Origin of the sequence: Flavobacterium sp. 140616W15 (assembly GCF_003668995.1) — a bacterium.
Classification (GTDB): domain Bacteria; phylum Bacteroidota; class Bacteroidia; order Flavobacteriales; family Flavobacteriaceae; genus Flavobacterium.
In genome coordinates, this window is the sequence record NZ_CP033068.1 from 2,204,297 (window position 1) to 2,225,013 (window position 20,717).

The window sequence follows — 20,717 nt, forward strand, 5'->3', positions numbered from 1 at the left end:
AAACCTAAATAAATAACTGTTTTACAACTAATTAACATCAATAAAAACTTCTTCAACATGAGTACCTTTTCCTCTTTTTAATCCTTTTAATGAATGTCTTTTTCCAAAAACTCTCTCAACCGTTTCAACATGCTTCCCAAATTTACCCCTAGAAAGTTTATAAGTTGGTGTCAACCCCAAAACATCAATCCACACATTCATATCATGAAAATAGTTATAAAACCCGAACTCTCCACTTAATAGTCCAATCGGATCTTGACTTATATACCACTCATCCTCAGGGTCATAGTACCTAAAACGATTGTAAGCAAGTTCTATTACACTATCATAACTTTAAATAAATTACCAGAACTTATTACTATACAATTTCAAAAATAACTTATTTTTCTTTCAAATAAAAAAAAATTATTTCCTTTACCAATACTGTGCGTGGTGCATCTTCTAATTTTTTAACGAGGAAGCTCTGATGATTTGGCAGCTAGTTCTCTAACAGATAAAGATCTTCTAAATCAATTTAAAGCCATCGAAAAAATGCAGAAAGTGATAAATCTGTAATCAAAATTCTAATTGATGCTATCATAACAAAAAGTAAAACTCAACAACTCGCTTTATAAAACAACAGAACCCGCTAAATTAGCGGGTTTTGTTATTTAAATTGAAAACACAATTACAAATTTGCACCATTGAGCTCTGATTCCATCTGAACTTTATCATAATATTTTTTTGGTATTTTTTCTAAATCAATGGATTTCCAAATTCCATTCTTTTTCAGATACACTTCTTTTCTATAAGGATATTGCTTGATTATTTTTTCAATATCAACATACACTTTTTCTATTTTATCCCATTCTGAACCACATTCTGAACATCCAAATACTTTTGCTTCTTTATCTTCTTCAACAAAACCAATACAGGAAAGAGTTGGACAACAAAAAAGTCTTTTATCCTCAATTTCAATCGGAATATCTTTTTTTATCCCTAATAATAGTAAAGGAAATACAAAAACAATTCTACCGCAATTCGGACATTTTAGAATAAGTCTTTCAATCTTATTATCCGCTGCTTCCTGTATTTGAATTTGTTGCTCATTTGATGGTGTAAAATCTAAGTTACATTTATCACATTTTATTATATCCATATCTAATTATATTTTGCTCCATAAGGATTAGCTCCTTCAGGATAATCATGTAAAGCACCATAAATTCCTTTTCCACCATGGTCATCTTTATGTAATAAATCTAAATTATCGTATGAATTATTACCTCCTCTATAAAGTGTTTTTTTATGGTGAACAACATGGTCTACTGGCACTTGTCCTTTTTTCATACGAGCAATATCTGCATCATTAAAACCACTATTCCTTAAAGATGTTTCATCTTTCACAAATCTTATTCTACCGCTTTTTTCAAATCTTTTTCTAAATTTTTCAACTTCTGCTTTACTTCTTTTTCTATAAGCACTTTTATAAAGCCCTAATTCATCAATCCAACTATTACTATCTCCAACATAATTATAAAACCCAAACTCTCCAGAACTAAGCCCAATTGGATCCTGACTTATATACCGCCCTTCCTCAGGGTCATAGTACCTAAAACGATTGTAAGCAAATCTTCTCTCTACTATACTCTCAATAAATTACCAGAACTTATTACTGTACAACTTTAAAAGTAGCTTATTTTTCTTTCCATAAAAATGCCTCCAAATAGTGCTTAACTTTTTTGGGGGCAGTTCAAATTAGTGGTTTTTATTATTTTAAATCATGCTGTAGGCACTAATCATGCAGACAACCCTCTTTAGTTTGAACTTGATAAAAGTCATAACTTTATTCATAAAAATAATGTTTTTTGTCTTGCACTTTATAGTGTTTTATTGCGTCTCGCATTTCTTTTAAGCTTCTTAAATCACCATCTATAAAATATGAACTACCACTTACTGTAAGGGCTTCAATATTTTTTAAATTATTCAAAAAACCTGAATCTTTCAAGGCAACAGAATTACTTAAAATCAACCACTCTAATTTCTCTAATACAGACACTAACTCAATATCATCTATTTTTTTAGATGATACTAATTTTAATCTTTTAAGACTATCTTTTAAATACTGTATACCTTGTAAACTAAAACCTCGTCTCATATAATTAAATTCTAAAAACTCAAGACTAGTATTATCTTTTAAAAATTCAAGATTTGTAATTATTCCTTGAACTATTGAGAGAGTATTCAATTTTTTGAAATTAGAAAAAACATCAATATTGCAAAAATCATCATTTGCTGAACCAACTCCAATTGTTTTTAGGTTGACTAATTTTTCGAGTCCTATGATGTTTTTAGAATAAGAAAAACTCAACCAAGTCAAATTTTCTAAATTTGAAAAATCAATAATGTTTTTTTTATCAGAACCTATAATTAACAATTCCATATCCTTCAAAAATTTTAATCCCTCATAGTTTTGAATTTGGTTGCATGCTCCCATGTGCAGTTCTTTTAAAAAAGGAATTTCTTTTAAAAAATTTAGATCTTTTAGATTATACCCATTAGGATTCGGAATAAGTGTTAAATTATTAATTTTCCTCTCTTTCACAAATGCTATGTTAGCCTCTAATTCATACGAATTAAAGTAAAATGTTGGCTCACTTGCCAAATTCGGTTTTCTATACTGTTCTTCTATATTCATCTTTTATAAAATTTTTAAATATATGGCGCACCGAGCGAGTTAATATTATTATAATTACGTGGGTTCTGAGGACTAGCTCCACCAGTATCCGCAATCCCCTGAGCTTCGCCTTTCAATGCCCCCATACTATTTGGATGATTGGTTTGACTTTGTATACTAAAGGTTTTACCTTGATTTAAAGGATCATTTTGTAATCTTTCTAGATTTATTTGCTCTTACTCCTTTTACATCTCCTACTCCATGATATGGTATTCCATCTTGATCAACAATTACATAGTGTTGTCTCGTTTTTTTGCTATCTACAGAATTTCCATGTGTGTCATTTTTCTTTTTCTTTTTCTTTCTTCCAGGTTTTTTCGCAAATTTTCCATCTTTCTTTCTATATGAATTTGCTAACCCAAATACATCAACTCCCAGTGTTGGATTTTCTACATAATTATAAAACCCAAACTCTCCAGAAGCCAAGCCAATTGGATCCTGACTTATATACCGCCCTTCCTCAGGGTCATAGTACCTAAAACGATTGTAAGCAAATCTTCTCTCTGCTATACTTCAATAAATTACCAAACCTTATTGCTGTACAATTTCAAAAATAGCTTATTTTTCTTTCAAATAAAAAAAACACAACAATTAGCACAATAAAAATGACTTTTATATAAAACAACAAAACCCGCTAATCTAGTGGGTTTTGTATTTATTATCTTGTCAGTGCGAAGTCAGAAACATTTTCTTTTAATGAACAACTTTGGATAGGTGGGTACTCCTTAAGCTTCTAAAAATATTTTATAATATCCTAATCTTCCTTTTGAAAAAACCCTTATCTCTTTACCTGAATTTATTTTCCTCTTACCAAAACCTCCCAAACATATACCTAAACCATAAAAATTAATATATCCTTTTACTTCTTCTGAAGGTTTTGAATTTGACAATGACGATAAAACATTAATTATATTATTTGTATTAACTAAATCAATATTATTAATAAAAATTTTTACATTTTCTAAATTAGTTTCACTTGAAAATCTAAAATCAACTAGTCTTTTTCTTATGAACACTAATACAAAATCGTCATAATACGCTCTTACTTCATTCATAATTAGATCATTAATCAAATCATTTGCTTCCCCCATTAGTTCAAAAACCTCCTCTTTGGTCATGCCAAATTTGATCTCTCCTACAGAAACAAATGGAATTATGTTAAGTTCTTCTTTCATAGTGTTATTTTGAATAAGCTAATTTTTTCAGTCTCTTATGTTGTGCTTCAGTGATAAATTTTTTCTTTAAAGCTCTATCAACAGCTTCTGCCATACTTTGTGAATAATCGTTGGTAATTTTGCCTGATTTAGTTTTTGCATTGATATCTAATATATCCATTCTCATGGCTTTATCAAATCTTTTGTTATTTATATGTTGCTTCTGTCTAGTTCTATAATCTTTTGCCCCTGGCATATTTTTATACGAAGCTGTTTGAGCATGATCATCAGTTGTCATATGTATTGCAAGTCCAGATCCATGTCCTAATCCATTAATAGAATTTGCTGGCATATGATGAACTTCTCCTCCAATATTAGATGTTCTTACTTGAGAATAAGAGCCACCACCAACAAGCCCAAAAATATCTAGCCATCCATTAGGATCTTCAACATAATTATAAAACCCAAACTCTCCAGAAGCCAAGCCAATTGGATCCTGACTTATATACCGCCCTTCCTCAGGGTCATAGTACCTAAAACGATTGTAAGCAAGTTCTATTTCACTATCATAACTTTCAATAAATTACCTACTGTCTATCAAAGAGCTTACTACTGTGTGATTTCAAAAATAGCATATTTTCTTTCAAATAAAAAAAACCAAGCAGTTAACACAATAAAAATTGACTTTTATATAAAACAACAAAACCCGCTAAATCAGCGGGTTTTGTTGTTTATTCTCTATCAATTTTCTTTGCGCCACACGAAAAGATTCTGCGGGAGCGATGGAACTGACTTTATACTTTAAATAAAATATTTATGAATACTTTCATTACCATCATTTTCTAGTGCTCCCATTTTTGCACTTCTACCGTAATTATTTTCATGGTTTACATCTGCACCATTTTCAATCAGTTTTCTAATAAAATAATCGTCGTTTATTCTTTGCCACCATGTTACAGCTGTTGATAAAATATTGTTACCATTTCCATCGGTTGAATTAACATCTGCTCCAACCTCTATTAAATAATCAAAAAAATCTTTTTTAGAAAGAAGAACAGCTATATGTAACGGACTCATTTTATTTCTTCCATTTACTTGTTTTTCATTAATGTCAATCCCTTTTTTATTAATAAATCGATAATTTCTTTATATTTTTTGCTGTTTTCATTTGAAAACCCTCCTCCAATAAAATAATGCAGGATGTTTCCATAATTATCTTTTTCGTTGATGTCAAAATCTTCTAAAGCTTTTTTAAACTCTTCGAAACTATTATTTATTAAAACTAATTTTAAGTCCTTAATATTCACGCTAATTATTTTTACAAATTAATTTATTCCAATCACTTTTTTACCAGTAATTTCTCTATCCGTTTTATGGTCTACAAAATTCCCATTCCTCTTTAGATTATTTTTATCTAAATGTTCTTTTGTTGTTTTTCTCCATTTTGGTCTTTTTCGTAAATGTTCTGGTAAATTTTGAACTCTTTGTGAATATTTTTTAGCTAAACCAAAAACATCTATCCACGCATTGGTATTATGAACATAGTTATAAAACCCGAACTCTCCAGAAGCCAAGCCAATCGGATCCTGACTGATGTACCGCCCTTCCTCGGGATCGTAATACCTAAAACGATTGTAAGCAAATCTTCTCTCTGGTGTACTTTCAATAAATTACCAAAACTTATTACAATACAACTTCAAAAATAGCTTATTTTTCTTTCAAATAAAAAAGAAAACACAACAGTTAACACAATAAAATTTGACTTTATATAAAACAACAAAACCCCGATTGCTCAGGGTTTGTGTTGCATTTATGCGTGCATAAGCTAGAAGCTTACGTCAGCACGGGAGATTTTTGAAAAAATTTATTTCTCAATTAATCATTTAAGAAATCACTAATTTCTAACCTTAAAGCATCATCAATGTCTTCTCGTTTTAATAATTGATTCATAAAATTATTATATTTAATTAATAACTCTCCTTCACTACCATTTATAATCCTATTCAACATCCAAACTGTATGGCTAGTGGGTTTTCTTTGTAACGATCCTAGTAGTTTTTCTTCATACCCATTTTTATAAAAACTTTCTAAAAAATGAACTATCTGACCCGGCATTCCAAAATCTTCACCAGGATTGCTTTCCAATATTGAAAATAATGTATCCATAATAATTTTGTATTCATTAATATTATTATATTCTCTGAGAACTACTATATCTTCATCTAGTTGGTCAATATTAAATGAGTCAATATTTTTTTTAGTCTATTAATTATTTTATCCATAATTGCTTTAAATAAATTTTTAAAACTTTAACATGCTGAATAGAATCTGCTTTAATTTTATCTACACTTGCTTTAGGTACACCGTAGTCAATTAAGATTTTTGAGTTTACATTTATACATTCAATAAATTACCTATTGACTATCAAAGGGCTTCTTACTGTGTAATTTCAAAAATAGCTTATTTTTCTTTCAAATAAAAAAAACACAACAATTAGCACAATAAAATACTATCATTATAAAAGAACAAAACCCGCTAAAATTAGCGGGTTTTGTTCTTTTAAATTACTGTGTGTGCATAAGCTAGAACCTTGCGGCAGCGGGGGAAAAAGAAAATCACCAATTATCGCAATAATGAATTAGAAATAAATTTCCTAACCCCCTCACCTTCATTGTACCTTAATATCATCGTTTTAGCATTTACTTCGTAATTATTTTCCTGTAAAATATCCGCGTTAAGTTTTATTAATTTACTTATAAAATACTCTCTATCACTCTCATCCCCAAAGTTAAATCTTTCAATTGCTGTCATCAATACATTATTTCCATATCCATCAGTTGAATTAATATCTGCCCCAAGTTCGATTAAGTAATCAAAAATTTCTTTTTTCTTATGAAGAACAGCTAAATGTAAAGGACTCCTTTTATCTCTTCCCTTTTCTTGTTTTTCATTAATGTCAATCCCTTTTTTTATTAACAAATCGATAATTTCTTTATATTTTTTGCTGTTTTCATTTGAAAATCCTCCTCCAATAAAATAATGTAGGATGTTTCCATAGTTATCTTTTTCGTTGACATCAAAATCTTCCAAAGCTTTTTTAAATTCTTCGAAATTATTATTTATTAAAACTAATTTTAAGTCCTTAATATTCATGCTAATTATTTTTACAAATTAATTTATTCCAATCCTTTAAATGTACCACTGTCGATTGAACTTTGTGTTGCACATTCATATCCTAAATTGTCAATATTATTATAGTCATCTGCAACTTGTTTTCTAGTTTTGGTATGATTTACCGGGTCATCTGGGTAATTTCGCCAAGATTCTTTGTGTCCAATCACTTTTTTACCTGTAATTTCTCTATTCGTTTTTTGGTCATAGAATTTACCATTAATTGCTGTTTTATCTAAATCTTCTTTTATTTTTTTCCTCCATTTTGGTCTTTTTCGTAAATGTTCTGGTAAATTTTGAACTCTTTGTGAATATTTTTTAGCTAAATCAAAAACATCTAGCCATGCATTACTATCCTCTACATAATTATAAAATCCAAACTCTCCAGATAATAGTGCTATCGGATCTTGACTTATATACCCCCCTTCCTCAGGGGCATAGTACTTAATCCATTGTAAGTAAATCTTCTCTCTACTGTACTCTCAATAAATCACCAAAGCTTATTGCAGTACAATTTAAAAAATAGCTTATTTTTCTTTCAAATAAAAAAAAACACAACAGTTAGCATAATAAAAATTGACTTTTATACAAAACAACAAAACCACTCGCAAAATGGAGGAGTTTTGTTGTTTTTGTATGCTCAATATTATTAATACGAAGTCAAGAGATTTTCGCACAACTTACCAACTTATAATAATCGTTTCAATTAATGTACATTTCAAGGAAGTAGGGATACTTAACCATGATTTTGATTAAAGTTCAATAGCTACTAATAATTGAGGAAACTCATCACTTATTTCATTAACATTATTAATTTCAGTAAGTGAAATATTGTTGTCAGACACTTCAAATTTTATGATAAAATTTTCTTTTTTATTGTAAAGTAATCCATATTCTATCCCTTCTTCATCTTCATAGTAACCAACTAATAGTGTCTTTTCTAAATTAATGTTGTTTGATATAATTAAATTTTTTAAATCAAGCCATTCACTATTTAGTAATTCTGTTAACTCTTCAATTTCTAATTTATAATCTTGAAAATCTTCTTTGTTCATCTTTCATTTTTAATGTTAATAATGGTTCTATGGTTTCAGTGGTGTTACTACAGTATTTAACTGATTAGAAAATGCATTTTGACAAGCTTTGCACATATCCCTTGTAGCACCAATTTCTTCTATTGTAGCTCCTCGAGCATTTGCCTCTCTTAAAATTGTTTGTTCAGCATCATTTAATCTGTTAATACTATCTCCCGAAATTGATTTATTTTTAATTACTTTTTCAGTACCTGTTGCTTTTCTAATTCTAGGAGGAACATACCCTTTTTTGCCAGCAGAACTTACCCAAATTTCCTTTTTCCCATTTTTCAATTTAACTTTGGCAACTGAAAAAGTAGTTCTACTTTTCTCATCATGTCATGGCTTTCTTAATTTTGTCAACCCTAGAATAAGTTTTTGTAAGTCCAAAAATATCAATCCAAACATTCGTATCGTCAACATAGTTATAAAATCCAAGTTCTCCACTTTGTAGCCCAATTGGATCCTGACTTATATACCGCCCTTCCTCAGGATCATAGTACCTAAAACGATTGTAGACAAATCTTCTCTCTACTATACTCTCAATAAATCACCAAAACTTATTGCTGTACAACTTCAAAAGTAGCTTATTTTTCTTTCAAATGAAAAGGAAAAAGTAGCCCATCATCTGATATACTACAAAAACTGGCTTCTATATTAGGCACAAGCACCGATTTTTTAATGAATGGCGGTTCTGAGCAGGTAGAATTACAATTAACTGATAAAGAATTAATCAGACAATTTCAAGGAGTAGAAAAACTAAACCCCGAAGAAAAAAATCTTGTTAAAACTTTCTTAGATGCCTTTATTACAAAAAAGGAGATTCAACAACTCGCTTTATAAAACGACAAACCCCGCTAAATTAGCGGGGTTTGTATTTATTATCTTCTCAGTGCGAACTCAGAAACATTCGCACAGCACTTATAAAGAACTCTTCGCAGAGCGGGGTTTAAATCCAGATTCTTTTGCTTTTTAAATAATTTTTTATCGTGCTCACAAACGGAACACTTATCTCATGGTGTTTTAAATAAAATCTTTTATTTGAGCTGTTTCAGAAGAATGTAATTCCATAAATTCTTCAAATGAATTTGCAATAACTTCAATCTCTTCATATTCAGGCTCTCTTCCATAAACAATTTTTCCAATATTCGCTCCCTTAATACCAATTCCTAGATATGAATATCCATTTTTTACAGAGATAAGAAAAGGTAAATATTTTTTCCAAAATTTAACAATTTCATTTCTTTCTTCATCATCTTCAGCACATTCCAAACTATCAACTTCAAAATCATTCCATAAAAAAGCACTTTTATCAGTTCCTAAATTTGAATAATCAATTAATGAGTTAAACCATACAGTTTCCTCTTTATTAGTCAGTTTATTAATTTTTTTTAAAAAAAGTATATATGAAATATCAATATTTTTCAATTTTCCATCAGCAATATTTTCTAAATTATAATCTTGTTTATCCATAGGATCATAAATCCACTTTTTTTAATTAGCTCATTAATATAGTCTTCTATTTGCATATTATTTCTATTTTTTATTATAGCCTGTACTTTTAAGCCTTTTTATTAATTGTCTTTGCATTTTTGTAGCTAAAGAATTTAACGGATTTTTTATTTTCTGTGTTTCATTCGTTATTGTAAGTTTTTGCCCCTCTGGACCATCTAGAGCCAGTCCATGCGGATGATGTCCTACGCTTTCACCTTTCTTCTTTCTTATATCATCGACAGTAGCTTTATCAACATATTGTATTTTGGTTTTATCAGGATCAATACCTTGCCATTGAGGATTATTTTTGAACTCATCTCTAAAATTTTGCAATAATTCAGGTTCATCTTTTAATAACTCTGCAATCGTAATTCCATCTAATCCAAAAACATCAATCCATCCATTTGTATTATGAACATAAGCATATAACTCAAATCCAACCAGAAGTCCTATCGGATCCTGACTTATATACCGCCCTTCCTCAGGGGCATAGTACCTAAAACGATTGTAAACAAGTTCTATTTCACTATCATAACTTTCAATAAATTATCTACTGTCTATCAAAGAGCTTACTACTGTATGATTTCAAAAATAGCTTATTTTTCTTTCTAATAAAAAAAATAAAGCAGTTAACACAGTAAAAATTGACTTTTATATAAAACAACAAAACCCCGATTTCTCAGGGTTTTGTGTTTTTAATTACTTTGCGTGCACAAGCTAGAAGCTTACTCCAACAGAGAATAAATCTTATTTTAATAAATCACACTTAACTTACCTGTATTTTATCGAAAATTAAAAACTCTGATGCTTTTTCTATTTTTAGTAATTGGCTTTTCAATTTATCATTTACAATGCAATAAAACTCACCATATTCATCCCAGCCTGACAGGAAGAACCCGTCAAGATCGTTTGGTATTTTAGTTCTATCTAAAACAAGTGTACTGAAAAAATCAAATTCCGCTCTAACTGAATTAATATAATCAACACAATTTATAACGTTAGTAAAATTCATTAATTTGTAATCGTTTTGAAACTTACCATCTATTTTTATTGTTGTAAACTCTAAACCTTTTATATCTTCAAATAATTTTTCATCTAAGATAGAATCTTTAATAAACAGTATATTCTGTATTCTATCAAAATTAGGAGCTGTCGTTTTAGTAAACTCATTCTCTTTCAATACAACTCTCTGGCTATTTATAGCTTGAATTTTTAAATTGTTTACTTTGTTTTCTATATTGTATATCAAATGAAATTCTACTTCTTTATTTCTATATAAAAAATATTCCCCAAAATTAAAGTACTTTTTCCAAACTTTATTTTCCTCATTGATTCTTAAATCATAATAATTCATATCAATATGTTTTAGTAATAATTTTATTCATTTCACTACCAACTTGAGTACATTCAGTTTTCATTTTAACAAGTTCAGCTTCAAAATCAGCATCACCTCCCTTTTTACCTGCTTTAGTCAATCTATCATAATTTTTTTTATGAAAATTTTTCTCCGAATGTGGCCCTTTATGGCCTACTACATCTACTTTATTTCGTGGATCATTTAGAACATCTTTACGCTCTCTGCCATTTTTAAATTTATCAAATCCATGTTTTCTAAAAAGCGTTCTAAATTTAGAATCCCATTTTTTATCTTTATTAATTGCTATATGGTGGGTAGGAGCATAAGCCGATAGTCCTAAAACATCAATCCACCCGTTCGTATCTTCAACATAGTTATAAAATCCAAACTCTCCAGAAACCAAGCCAATTGGATTCTGACTTATATACCGTCCTTCCTCGGGATCGTAATACCTAAAACGATTGTAAGCAAATCTTCTCTCTGCTATACTTCAATAAATTACCAAACCTTATTGCTGTACAACTTCAAAAATAGCTTATTTTTCTTTCAAATAAAAAAATTAAGCAGTTAACACAATAAAATACTATCATTATAAAATGACAAAACCCACTAAATCAGCGGGTTTTATAGTTCTATTCTCTTAGTGCATAAACTAGGAGCTTACAATTGTAAGTGCATTACTCGCATTCTATTCTATCAAAAATTAAAAATTCTTTTGCTTTTTCTAAAGTTAAAAGTGTATCCTTTAATTTTTCATTAACAATACAGAAGAACCCACCATACTTATCCCAATCTTTTAAAAAAAAACCATCTACATCCATAGGTATTTTTGATTTATCTAAAACTAAAGTGCTAAAAAACTCAAAGTTTGCTTTAATCGATTTTGATTCATTAATACAGTTAACAGCAGTTGTAAAATTTAGTAATAAATAAGAATCTGAAAATTTCCCTCTAACATTAACCTCGTTGAACAAGATTCCTTTTATATCAGTAAAAACAGCTCTGTTTAGTATGTTTTTTTTTATAAACAAAATTCTTTCGATAACACTAAACTCAGCCATTTTTTGTTTTTTAAAATCAGATTCATCCAAAACTATACCTTTGTCATTTAATGCTTCAATAGTAAAACTATTTTCTATATTTTTAAAATATGCAACGGTAAACTTGGTTTCTTCTTCGTTTATAAAAAACGTTCAGCATAAGTAAAATATTTTCTCCAAACTTTTTTTTCTCCAGTTATTCGTAATTTATAGTAATCCATTTTTAATATGTTTTCGTAATAATTTTATTCATTTCACTACCAACTTGAGTACATTCAGTTTTCATCTTGGCCAATTCAGTTTCAAAACCAGCATCACCACCCTTTTTACCAGCTGTTTCTAATCTGTCAAAAATATTTTTATGAAAATCTTCCTCACTGTGAGGTCCTTTATGGCCTACTACGTCTACTTTATTTCGTGGATCATTTAGAATATCTTTACGTTCTCTGCCTTTTTTAAATTTACCAAATCCATGTTTTCTAAAAAGATCTCTAAATTTATGTTCCCAATCGTCATGCTTATTAGTTGCAATATGATGAGTTGGAGCATAGGCCGAGAGTCCTAAAACATCTATCCATCCATTTGTATCATGCACATAATTATAAAACCCGAACCCTCCACTTTGTAGCCCAATTGGATCCTGACTTATATACCGCCCTTCCTCAGGGTCATAGTACCTAAAACGATTGTAAGCAAGTCTTCTCTCTACTGTACTTTCAATAAATTACCAAAACTTATTACTGTACAACTCAAAAATAGCTTATTTTTCTTTCAAATAAAAGAAACATAACAATTAGCACAATAAAACATTATCGCTATTAAACTACAAAACCCGCTAAATTAGCGGGTTTTGTAGTTTTGTATTACTTTACGTGCACAAGCTAGAAGCTTGCGCTAGGGGGAGATTACTTTTTACTCTAGTAATTCTTTAATTTTGGAATAAATTACATGTAATGAGTCTTTTTCGATATTTTTGTTTTCATATTTAACCATAACATCTATTATAGATTTTTTTATTAATTTAAAATTATCGTCATCTGTATTCTTCAAAAATATATTATAATCAATTGGTATCTCTAACTCTAATCTCATTGATTTTTTTATATATTTTGTTATAGGTGCAATTTTTGTTTTTTTCAACACATACACCGTAAAACTAATTTCATTAATAGAAGAAGTTTTAATTTCTTCTATTGGCTTTAAAAAATCTAAAATCTTATTCCTTTGTATACGAAATCTATCATAAACATCTGATTCGATTTCTCCTCCTATAAAATATTTCATTAATAATCACTTTTATTTAAATCAGGTCTATTTCCCCCATTATTACTTTTATAATCCATAATTTTATCATGTTGCCATTTGTGCATCCCTTTTTTAGAACCCTGCGTCTCTTTTACATAATCTAAATTATTATTATCTAAATATTTTTTAGAATATCTTCTTTGTTTTCCACTACCAAATTTCCTATCACCTCTAGTTGTTTCTCCAAATTTTCTTAATCTTCCTGTTGTTCTATCTCTTAAACTATAGCCTTCTGCTCTTTGTAGCCCTTTCTGTTACCATGCTTCCCTTTATTATACGACTTCGCCAATCCAAAAATATCCAGCCACCCATTCGTATCTTCAACATAGTTATAAAACCCTAACTCTCCACTTAATAGTCCAATCGGATCCTGACTTATATACCGTCCTTCCTCGGGATCGTAATACCTAAAACGATTGTAAGCAAGTTCTATTTCACTATCATAACTTTAAATAAATTACCAGAACTTACTACTATACAATTTCAAAAATAGCTTATTTTTCTTTCAAATGAAAAAAAGTAATTTCCTTTACCAATACTGTGCGTGGTGCTATCATAACAAAAAGTAAAACTCAACAGCTAGCTTTATAAAACAACAAAACCCGCTAAATTAACAGGTTTTGTTGTTTTATAATTATGGTATACAACTAGCATTTATACTAGCTAAGATAAGCTGAATTACTTTTTACTCTCGTAGTCTTTCAACAATTTATCATAATATTTCTCTAACATTTTTATATTATTGATTCTATCAATTTTGTCATCATTTTTGTCTGTATAAACCAACCATTTATAGCTTAATTTTTCAAAAATTTTCAAACCTAATTCAGTTAAATCACTTTCTCTAATAATTCCACTTTCTAATTCATTTTTTTCATTAAAAGGGTTTTTTAGTAAAAGATTTTTATAAAAACAAAATTTTAATAAATTAATACATTTTACTTTAGTTCTTTCTTTGTCATTTTGTCGTATGTATGCATCTATCATTGCATCAACATCAAATAATAAATAATTATTTTCCATTTTTATTTAATTCGTATAATTTTTGTTCTAACATTAGAGACATCAACCATATTGCCGTTTTTATCTTTAACAAATGTACCTCCTTTACCTCTAATTGCATTTTCTTTGCTACTTGAGCACCTTTATCTGCTGTCTTACTCGTAACTTCATAAGATTTTATTGCATTGCCATTATTATCTGTAACTATAAAGTCTACTCTTCTCCCAGTTCCTCCACTAGTAACTTTATTCCCATTACTATCCAAAAGCATTCTTTCGCTTAAGACATTATCTTCTCCGTGAATACTTTGCAAAATTCTTTTAAATGTATCTTCTCGTCTACCGTCTTCTCTCTTATTAGTTTTCTTTTTTGAAGTCATTTCAAAACCTTTGCCATAGGTTTTAGTTAAGCCAAAGACATCTAATTCATTATTACTATCCTCTATATAATTATAAAATCCAAACTCTCCAGATAAAAGCCCAATTGGATCCTGACTTATGTAGCACCCATCCTCAGAGTCATAATACCTAAAACGATTGTAAGCAAATCTTCTCTCTGCTGTACTTTCAATAAATCACCAAAACTTGTTACAGTACAATTTAAAAAATAGCTTATTTTTCTTTCAAATGAAAAGGAAAACACAGCAGTTAGTATAATAAAAAATTGACTTTAATATAAAACAACAAAACTCCGATTGCTCAGGGTTTGTGTTGCATTTATGCGTGCACAAGCTAGAAGCTTGCTCCAGCGGAGAGCAGGAAAAAAAAGATTTCAAAGCCAGTTTCCTTATATTACCTATTGACAATATTATTTAAAGTATACTTTGTTTTTTCAATATCTCCTCCATCAGGATAAAAAATGTATAGTTTACTATTTTCTTCTCTTTTATCGATAAATAAAATATCTCCATTCTCATAGCCAATTGCCAATGAATTTTCAAATAATTCAACTTCTTTTTTAGTAAATTCATAACCAACTTCTTTTAATGTTTTGAAATATCCTTTTAATTGAAAAATAGTTAAATATTCTTCATTATCTATCGAAACATTTGTAAATAATTCATCTAAACTAAATAAGTTAAAGTTATCTCTATCTTTTGAAATTCTTATTTCTAATTCTTTATTTTCTACTAAATATTGATAATACTCTTTTGGTAAAAAACTTTCTATATCATTTTTAATTCCTAAATCATTGACAGTTTCAAATTTGTTAATATTAGTAATTTCTTTTTCTAGTAATTTTTCATCACTAAAAATTTCATTTTCAGGCTTCCAAGAAGTATGATTAAAGCATTTTTGGCAAAATAAAACTAAAAATTTTTTATTTTCTTTTTGAGCATTAATAATTCTAGTACTATCTAAATCAGTAACTTTAAAATACTGATTACAATTTTCGCATTGTAATATCATATATGTATATTTTTTTTTAGTAAAAAGGAGAAGTTGGTCCATCATAATAATGAAGTTGCTGAAAGTTTTCTTGATGAAATTTTGCTTTCATTAAATCTAAATTTGAAGCACTATTGGTTCCTCCTCTAAATAAAGGATTTTTATGATGAACTACATAATTTTTAGGTACTTTCCCTGCTTGGATTTCTCTTATTTGGTCATCTGAAAAACCTCTTTTTTTCAATGCGTCAGTATCTTTACCTAATTTTTTGAGAAAATTTTTCCTTCCTCTTTTATTAAATGCCTCACGCATTTTTTTTAAACTGGCTTTACTTCTAGTTGCATATTTACTCCTTGCGAGACCATATAAGTCCAACTCTGTATTAGAATCATCAACATAGTTATAAAACCCAAACTCTCCAGAACTAAGCCCAATTGGGTCCTGACTTATATACCGCCCTCCCTCATGGTCATAGTAGTATGCTTATAAACGACAAAACCCACTAAATTAGCAGATTTTGTCGTTTTAAATTACTTTGTGTGCACAAGCTAGAAGTTTGCGACAATAAAGGACTATTTATAATAATACAATTAGCTTACCTCTATTTTATCAAATATCAAAAACTCTGATGCTTTTTCTAATTTTAATAATTGTTTTTTTAATGTATCATTTACAATAACCTCAAATCTATCATAATTTGCCCAACCTGACAGGAAGAACCCGTCAACATCATTTGGAATTTTAGATTTTAGCAAAATTAATGTACTTAAAAATTCAAATTCTTCTTTAACTGAATTAACATAATCAACACAGTTAATAACGTTAGTAAAATTCATTAATTTGTAATCACTCTTAAATTTACCAGTTATTTTTATGGGTACAAACTCTAAACCTTTTATATCTTCAAATAATTCCTTTTTGAACACAGCGCCTTTAATAAGCGTAATTTTATCTATTCTATCAAAGTTAGGAGCTGTAGTTTTAATAAACTCATTCTCATTTAATACAACCAACCCGTTATCATTTAGAGCTTGAATTTTTAACTTCTCCATCTTTTCTTTTGATGGATAAATATCCGTAAAATCAATTTCTTTTCCTCTTAAAAAAAAACTAGCATCAAAAGAAAAGTACTTTTTCCAAACTTTATTTTCTTCATTGATTCTTAATTTATAGTAGGTCATAATTAATATGTTTTAGTAATAACCTTGTTCATATTACTACCAACTTGGGTACATTCCGTTTTCATTTTAGCAAGTTCACCTTCAAAACCAACATCACCTCCTTTTTCACCTGCCTTTTTCAATCTGTCATAAATCTCGTCATGGAATCCCGGTTCGTTATGAGGTCCTTTATGGCCTACTACATCTACTTTATTTCGCGGGTCATTTAGAACATCTTTACGCTCTCTGCCATTTTTAAATTTACCAAATCCATGTTTTCTAAAAAGTTTTCGAAATCGAAAATCCCATTTTTTATCTTTATTAGTTGCAATATGATGGGTAGGAGCATAAGCCGATAGTCCTAAAACATCAATCCAACCGTTCGTATCATGAAAATAGTTATAAAACCCGAACTCTTCACTTAATAGTCCAATCAGACCTTGACTTATGTAGCGCCCTTCCTCAGGATTTTCATCCTTTCTTCTTTCCTTTAAATCACTTTATCAAATAATAAAACCCCGATTGATCAGGTTTTGTGTTGTACTTATATGCATGCACAAACTAGAAGCTTGCACCAACGGGAGGGGATGCTAAATAGATTCTAAGTATTCAAATCCTTCTAAATTATTGTTATAGCCAATAGATATTAGGTGTTTTTTAATGTTTAATAATAGATTATTCCATTCGTCAATAAAAGATTTAATATCAATATTTAAAATAATATCTTCTCTAATAGAATGCAAATCTTGAATATCAATCATTTTTCCTTCGTATTCTAAACTTACGTTTATCCATCTAGGTGTAACGGCTATAAAGTCTTTTTTTATACTAAAATCCCATTTAGCTGTAAAATTGCTAGATAAAAAATTTATAGCAATATTTTCAGTATTATTCTCTTTTAGACATAAGATCATTTTAATTATATCATTGTATATATCACTAATATCACATTTTTTGTTTAGATATATTATATAGCTGTTCCAATAAATAAAAACATCTGTATCATAATTTCCAAAAGAAGACTCTATTGCTTCTCCTACTGTTTCGTCATCTTCATCAAAAGTTCCGATTACATTTTCGCAATTAAATTTTATCTTAAACATTTTTTAAATTGATTTATTGAACTATTGGACCAGCTGTAGAAGAATTTATTGGAAAGCCATGAAATGTACCATTTCCATTATTTCTAACCCTAATCTTATCAGGAACAGATTGTGATCCATCAGAATGAAACACTGTACTTTTGTGATCAGAGTTTATAGGAAAGTCTTTCATTTCGCCTGGATTTAATGTAGCTACCTGAATTACAGCATAATTTAAATCTTTTTTATTTCCCCATCTTCCTATAGGAGTCGTTTTTGTCGCCATCTTAATAGCATCACTATCTTGCTGTTTTATACCATGTTTTTTCCCTTTTTCATATCCGTTTTCAGGTCTTAATCCATCATAAGTAGAAAGCCTAAAAACATCAATCCACCTATTAGAATCATCAACATAATTATAAAACCCGAACTCTTCACTTAATAGTCCAATCGGATCTTGACTTATGTAGCGCCCTTCCTCAGGGTCATAGTACCTAAAACGATTGTAAGCAAGTTCTGTCTCTGCTATACTTTCAATAAATTACCAAACCTTATTGCTGTACAACTTCAAAAACAGCTTATTTTTCTTTCAAATAAAAAAAAACACAACAATTGTAAGCAAATCTTCTCTCTACTGTACTTTCAATAAATTAGTAAAACTTATTACTCTACAACTCAAAAATAGCTTATTTTTCTTTCAAATAAAAAAAACACAACAATTAGCACAATAAAACATTATCTCTATAAAACAAGAAACCCTCTAAATTAGCGGGTTTCTTGTTTTTAAATTACTTTGTGTGCACAAGCTAGAAGCTTGTGCCAGCACGAAGAATTTATTTTATTATTTCAACACTTAATCTCCAGCAATATGAACTTTTTTTAGCATAGGTTCTGAGAGTAGGTTAATAATATTGATAATCTCATTTTTGTGAAAGCTCTCAATTTGTTTAGAAATTTTTTTCAAATCATCAATCAAAACTTTGACTTCTTCTAGCTCAAGATGAACATTTGTTTTATAATAATCTTTTAATCTAATTAATTGAGTCATTTCTGATAAATCATTTTGAGTAGAGAAAATAACTTTATGTGTTTTTTCTTTTATTTCTGTTATCTTTTTTTGATTGTTTTCTTTATATATAACGATATCTAATCCCATTTTAATGTTTCTTTTATTTCCAATCTGCCTGAGGAAAGGAAGTTACTAAATCTCCGTTTGCTTCTGTTACAACTCTAGATTTGAATAAATCATTTCCTAGAGCGTCTTTACCTATCGGCTTTTTAAATTCTTTTTCATAAATATAACGATTTCCATCTCTACTAATTCTATCTGGATTTTTAAAAGTTTTACGAGATTTTGTTTTCCATTCAGCTCTATTTCCAACCCATTTACTTTTATGTGACCAATCAGGATGACTACCCCAGTGTCTATCTATGACATGATGTTTGCCCTCTTCGGTTAAGCTTAATTTTTTAGGGTCAGAATATGTTTTTTTTAACCCTAAAACATCTAATTCATTATTACAATCATCAACATAATTATAAAATCCAAGCTCTCCAGAAGCCAAGCCAATCGGATCCTGACTTATATACCGTCCTTCCTCAGGATCATAGTACCTAAAACGATTGTAAGCAAGTCTCTTCTCTACTCCATTTTTTCAAAATCACCTACTTCAATCTGCTTCGCGCAAGGCTTTTTTTTCTTTAAGAACGTACTTTTATTTTTTTATCTGTTTCAAAAACAGGCTTTTTCTTTCAATTTAAAGAGATGATTTTTAAAAGAATATCTCTATAAACAACAAAACCCGCTAAATTAGCAGATTTTGTCGTTTTAAATTACTTTGTGTGTACAAGCTAGAAGCTTGCGCCAGCACGGGGGGAACTTTTATGAAAAAACAGTTTCAAAATAATTTAAATTTATTCTTTTATTTAACACAAAATCAATAGCAATTTCTATAACAACATTTATATCAAAACATAATTCTTCTTCATAATAAATTTCGTCTTGAATAAAATATTCTTTTAAATTGTCTACAGAACTCTTATTAATGAAACTATACAATTCTCCATTTGAATCTAAACAAGTCATTAAAAAAATACCAAAACAGAATTTAATATTTAAACTTGATATGGAAATTTCATTTTCGGGTATATATAATAATACATTTTTCCCATCACCATAATATTTTTTCCTAAACATAAGCTCAATACTACAATGTCCCAAATCAAAATATTCTAATATATCTTCCTTTATCTTTTCTACACTCAGATTAGTGTTTTTTAATAATTTTGATTTTCCATTTTGTTTATAACAAATTTTTGTCATCAATAAATATTCTTCCATTTTTAACTGATTTAAAATTTAAAAGTATTTATTGTATTAGCTACTTTGTCTGTAATTGTGATGGACTTTAATCCAGACTCTTTAGCTGCTGCTAAAACCCCAGTTTTAGATGAAGCACAATAATTACACATTTTTTCTCCTGTGATTACTAGATTCATATGTTTTCCTTCTGTTAATCCTAAATCATGAAATTGCTGTATTACTCCCATTTCTGCATGAGCATCAGCCATATTATTGTTGGGAACAACCTTGTTTTTTTATTAGTTGCTTTTATTCTGTCTGAAACCAATATTTTTTTATTCTTATCAGCTAATTTTCTTCTTCGTGCTCGTTGATTTAAATCAGTTCTTCTAACACCATCAATCTCTCCATGAGCCCTAACTCTTTCGTAAGTTCTCTTAAGCCCAAAGACATCTAATTCATTATTACAATCATC

Annotated in this window: 36 protein-coding genes and 6 pseudogenes; 1 reads left to right on the forward strand and 41 read right to left on the reverse strand. The window is 29.1% G+C overall.

The features are described 5' to 3' along the window. Positions 1-27: 27 nt before the first annotated feature. The 18 genes and pseudogenes from EAG11_RS22225 to EAG11_RS09400 all read right to left on the reverse strand — a co-directional run bounded on the left by EAG11_RS22225 (position 28) and on the right by EAG11_RS09400 (position 8,658). The gene (locus EAG11_RS22225) at positions 28-201 is read right to left on the reverse strand and encodes a hypothetical protein (protein ID WP_242499324.1); all 174 of its coding nucleotides are present in this window, start codon (positions 199-201) and stop codon (positions 28-30) included. A 30-nt stretch (positions 202-231) separates the two neighbouring features. Then, a pseudogene (locus EAG11_RS22230) lies at positions 232-318 on the reverse strand (hypothetical protein); the annotation flags it as partial. Positions 319-667: 349 nt separating this feature from the next. After that, positions 668-1,138 carry a hypothetical protein gene (locus tag EAG11_RS09335; RefSeq protein WP_129538956.1) on the reverse strand — a complete coding sequence of 157 codons (471 nt, stop codon included), beginning with the start codon at positions 1,136-1,138 and terminating at the stop codon, positions 668-670. 2 nt (positions 1,139-1,140) lie between these two features. After that, positions 1,141-1,383, reverse strand: a complete 243-nt coding sequence (locus EAG11_RS21675) for an HNH endonuclease signature motif containing protein (protein ID WP_164998685.1) — start codon at positions 1,381-1,383, stop codon at positions 1,141-1,143. A 144-nt stretch (positions 1,384-1,527) separates the two neighbouring features. Beyond that, positions 1,528-1,632: pseudogene (locus EAG11_RS22790) on the reverse strand (RHS repeat-associated core domain-containing protein); the annotation flags it as partial. A gap of 190 nt (positions 1,633-1,822) precedes the next feature. After that, positions 1,823-2,674, reverse strand: a complete 852-nt coding sequence (locus tag EAG11_RS09345) for a hypothetical protein (protein WP_129538957.1) — start codon at positions 2,672-2,674, stop codon at positions 1,823-1,825. 183 nt (positions 2,675-2,857) lie between these two features. Beyond that, positions 2,858-3,223 carry an RHS repeat-associated core domain-containing protein gene (locus tag EAG11_RS21900; protein WP_207209649.1) on the reverse strand — a complete coding sequence of 122 codons (366 nt, stop codon included), beginning with the start codon at positions 3,221-3,223 and terminating at the stop codon, positions 2,858-2,860. Positions 3,224-3,438: 215 nt separating this feature from the next. Beyond that, a complete protein-coding gene (locus tag EAG11_RS09355) occupies positions 3,439-3,888 on the reverse strand; it encodes a hypothetical protein (protein ID WP_129538958.1) in 450 nt (149 codons plus the stop codon). Positions 3,889-3,892: 4 nt separating this feature from the next. After that, a complete protein-coding gene (locus EAG11_RS09360; RefSeq protein WP_129538959.1) occupies positions 3,893-4,447 on the reverse strand; it encodes an RHS repeat domain-containing protein in 555 nt (184 codons plus the stop codon). Positions 4,448-4,668: 221 nt separating this feature from the next. Next, positions 4,669-4,944: an ankyrin repeat domain-containing protein gene (locus EAG11_RS09365; protein ID WP_129538960.1), complete on the reverse strand. Its 276-nt coding sequence runs from the start codon at positions 4,942-4,944 to the stop codon at positions 4,669-4,671. A 14-nt stretch (positions 4,945-4,958) separates the two neighbouring features. Beyond that, a complete protein-coding gene (locus EAG11_RS09370; protein WP_129538961.1) occupies positions 4,959-5,174 on the reverse strand; it encodes a hypothetical protein in 216 nt (71 codons plus the stop codon). A gap of 18 nt (positions 5,175-5,192) precedes the next feature. Continuing rightward, complete coding sequence (locus EAG11_RS21905) at positions 5,193-5,534, reverse strand: RHS repeat-associated core domain-containing protein (protein WP_207209650.1); 342 nt, start codon at positions 5,532-5,534, stop codon at positions 5,193-5,195. Positions 5,535-5,742: 208 nt separating this feature from the next. After that, positions 5,743-6,033, reverse strand: coding sequence for a hypothetical protein (locus EAG11_RS09380; RefSeq protein WP_242499325.1), 291 nt, complete (start codon positions 6,031-6,033; stop codon positions 5,743-5,745). Between the two features lie 456 nt (positions 6,034-6,489). Further along, the gene (locus EAG11_RS09385) at positions 6,490-7,020 is read right to left on the reverse strand and encodes an ankyrin repeat domain-containing protein (RefSeq protein ID WP_129538962.1); all 531 of its coding nucleotides are present in this window, start codon (positions 7,018-7,020) and stop codon (positions 6,490-6,492) included. Between the two features lie 23 nt (positions 7,021-7,043). Beyond that, positions 7,044-7,208, reverse strand: coding sequence for a hypothetical protein (locus EAG11_RS21680; RefSeq protein WP_164998686.1), 165 nt, complete (start codon positions 7,206-7,208; stop codon positions 7,044-7,046). A 582-nt stretch (positions 7,209-7,790) separates the two neighbouring features. After that, positions 7,791-8,093 carry a hypothetical protein gene (locus EAG11_RS09390; RefSeq protein WP_129538963.1) on the reverse strand — a complete coding sequence of 101 codons (303 nt, stop codon included), beginning with the start codon at positions 8,091-8,093 and terminating at the stop codon, positions 7,791-7,793. A 27-nt stretch (positions 8,094-8,120) separates the two neighbouring features. Beyond that, entirely contained in the window at positions 8,121-8,405 is a 285-nt protein-coding gene (locus EAG11_RS09395; protein WP_129538964.1) for a hypothetical protein, read from the reverse strand. A gap of 40 nt (positions 8,406-8,445) precedes the next feature. Then, entirely contained in the window at positions 8,446-8,658 is a 213-nt protein-coding gene (locus tag EAG11_RS09400) for an RHS repeat-associated core domain-containing protein (protein ID WP_129541069.1), read from the reverse strand. 134 nt (positions 8,659-8,792) lie between these two features. Here EAG11_RS09400 and EAG11_RS21685 point away from each other — a divergent pair, with 134 nt between their 5' ends. Further along, positions 8,793-8,954, forward strand: coding sequence for a hypothetical protein (locus tag EAG11_RS21685; protein WP_164998687.1), 162 nt, complete (start codon positions 8,793-8,795; stop codon positions 8,952-8,954). Positions 8,955-9,134: 180 nt separating this feature from the next. Here the strand turns inward: EAG11_RS21685 and EAG11_RS09405 are convergent, their stop codons facing one another. The 23 genes and pseudogenes from EAG11_RS09405 to EAG11_RS09510 form a co-directional block, all read right to left on the reverse strand. Further along, entirely contained in the window at positions 9,135-9,584 is a 450-nt protein-coding gene (locus EAG11_RS09405; RefSeq protein ID WP_129538965.1) for an SMI1/KNR4 family protein, read from the reverse strand. Between the two features lie 63 nt (positions 9,585-9,647). Continuing rightward, the gene (locus tag EAG11_RS22240) at positions 9,648-9,938 is read right to left on the reverse strand and encodes a hypothetical protein (RefSeq protein WP_242499326.1); all 291 of its coding nucleotides are present in this window, start codon (positions 9,936-9,938) and stop codon (positions 9,648-9,650) included. A 105-nt stretch (positions 9,939-10,043) separates the two neighbouring features. Then, positions 10,044-10,148, reverse strand: a pseudogene (locus EAG11_RS22245) (RHS repeat-associated core domain-containing protein); the annotation flags it as partial. 223 nt (positions 10,149-10,371) lie between these two features. Further along, entirely contained in the window at positions 10,372-10,959 is a 588-nt protein-coding gene (locus EAG11_RS09415; protein ID WP_129538966.1) for a hypothetical protein, read from the reverse strand. A gap of 1 nt (position 10,960) precedes the next feature. Further along, entirely contained in the window at positions 10,961-11,449 is a 489-nt protein-coding gene (locus EAG11_RS22250) for an RHS repeat-associated core domain-containing protein (protein ID WP_129538967.1), read from the reverse strand. A gap of 190 nt (positions 11,450-11,639) precedes the next feature. Continuing rightward, a complete protein-coding gene (locus tag EAG11_RS09425; protein WP_129538968.1) occupies positions 11,640-12,023 on the reverse strand; it encodes a hypothetical protein in 384 nt (127 codons plus the stop codon). A gap of 202 nt (positions 12,024-12,225) precedes the next feature. Beyond that, positions 12,226-12,597 carry an AHH domain-containing protein gene (locus tag EAG11_RS09430; RefSeq protein ID WP_207209633.1) on the reverse strand — a complete coding sequence of 124 codons (372 nt, stop codon included), beginning with the start codon at positions 12,595-12,597 and terminating at the stop codon, positions 12,226-12,228. A 21-nt stretch (positions 12,598-12,618) separates the two neighbouring features. Continuing rightward, positions 12,619-12,723 (reverse strand): annotated as a pseudogene (locus EAG11_RS22795) (RHS repeat-associated core domain-containing protein); the annotation flags it as partial. A gap of 191 nt (positions 12,724-12,914) precedes the next feature. After that, positions 12,915-13,286, reverse strand: a complete 372-nt coding sequence (locus tag EAG11_RS09435) for an Imm44 family immunity protein (RefSeq protein WP_129538970.1) — start codon at positions 13,284-13,286, stop codon at positions 12,915-12,917. Between the two features lie 238 nt (positions 13,287-13,524). Beyond that, positions 13,525-13,740, reverse strand: coding sequence for an RHS repeat-associated core domain-containing protein (locus EAG11_RS09445; RefSeq protein WP_129541071.1), 216 nt, complete (start codon positions 13,738-13,740; stop codon positions 13,525-13,527). A 245-nt stretch (positions 13,741-13,985) separates the two neighbouring features. After that, complete coding sequence (locus EAG11_RS09450; protein ID WP_129538971.1) at positions 13,986-14,330, reverse strand: hypothetical protein; 345 nt, start codon at positions 14,328-14,330, stop codon at positions 13,986-13,988. Then, positions 14,320-14,688: a hypothetical protein gene (locus tag EAG11_RS09455; protein ID WP_129538972.1), complete on the reverse strand. Its 369-nt coding sequence runs from the start codon at positions 14,686-14,688 to the stop codon at positions 14,320-14,322. The genes EAG11_RS09450 and EAG11_RS09455 overlap by 11 nt, the downstream gene beginning before the upstream one ends. Before the next feature lie 412 nt (positions 14,689-15,100). Continuing rightward, on the reverse strand, positions 15,101-15,718 hold the full coding sequence (locus EAG11_RS09460) for a hypothetical protein (protein ID WP_129538973.1): 618 nt from the start codon (positions 15,716-15,718) through the stop codon (positions 15,101-15,103). A gap of 16 nt (positions 15,719-15,734) precedes the next feature. After that, entirely contained in the window at positions 15,735-16,010 is a 276-nt protein-coding gene (locus EAG11_RS09465; protein ID WP_129538974.1) for an HNH endonuclease signature motif containing protein, read from the reverse strand. Between the two features lie 278 nt (positions 16,011-16,288). Continuing rightward, on the reverse strand, positions 16,289-16,879 hold the full coding sequence (locus EAG11_RS09470) for a hypothetical protein (RefSeq protein WP_129538975.1): 591 nt from the start codon (positions 16,877-16,879) through the stop codon (positions 16,289-16,291). 134 nt (positions 16,880-17,013) lie between these two features. Next, a pseudogene (locus EAG11_RS22800) lies at positions 17,014-17,307 on the reverse strand (AHH domain-containing protein); the annotation flags it as partial. Between the two features lie 141 nt (positions 17,308-17,448). Further along, complete coding sequence (locus EAG11_RS09480) at positions 17,449-17,961, reverse strand: hypothetical protein (protein ID WP_129538977.1); 513 nt, start codon at positions 17,959-17,961, stop codon at positions 17,449-17,451. 13 nt (positions 17,962-17,974) lie between these two features. Then, the gene (locus tag EAG11_RS09485) at positions 17,975-18,226 is read right to left on the reverse strand and encodes a hypothetical protein (protein WP_129538978.1); all 252 of its coding nucleotides are present in this window, start codon (positions 18,224-18,226) and stop codon (positions 17,975-17,977) included. Between the two features lie 159 nt (positions 18,227-18,385). Beyond that, positions 18,386-18,478 (reverse strand): annotated as a pseudogene (locus EAG11_RS22805) (RHS repeat-associated core domain-containing protein); the annotation flags it as partial. A 315-nt stretch (positions 18,479-18,793) separates the two neighbouring features. Continuing rightward, positions 18,794-19,096, reverse strand: coding sequence for a hypothetical protein (locus EAG11_RS09495; RefSeq protein WP_129538979.1), 303 nt, complete (start codon positions 19,094-19,096; stop codon positions 18,794-18,796). Between the two features lie 13 nt (positions 19,097-19,109). Then, complete coding sequence (locus EAG11_RS09500) at positions 19,110-19,526, reverse strand: hypothetical protein (RefSeq protein WP_242499360.1); 417 nt, start codon at positions 19,524-19,526, stop codon at positions 19,110-19,112. Between the two features lie 296 nt (positions 19,527-19,822). Then, positions 19,823-20,281, reverse strand: coding sequence for a hypothetical protein (locus EAG11_RS09505; protein ID WP_129538980.1), 459 nt, complete (start codon positions 20,279-20,281; stop codon positions 19,823-19,825). A gap of 11 nt (positions 20,282-20,292) precedes the next feature. Beyond that, positions 20,293-20,511, reverse strand: a complete 219-nt coding sequence (locus EAG11_RS09510; protein ID WP_129538981.1) for a hypothetical protein — start codon at positions 20,509-20,511, stop codon at positions 20,293-20,295. Between the last annotated feature and the right edge of the window lie 206 nt (positions 20,512-20,717).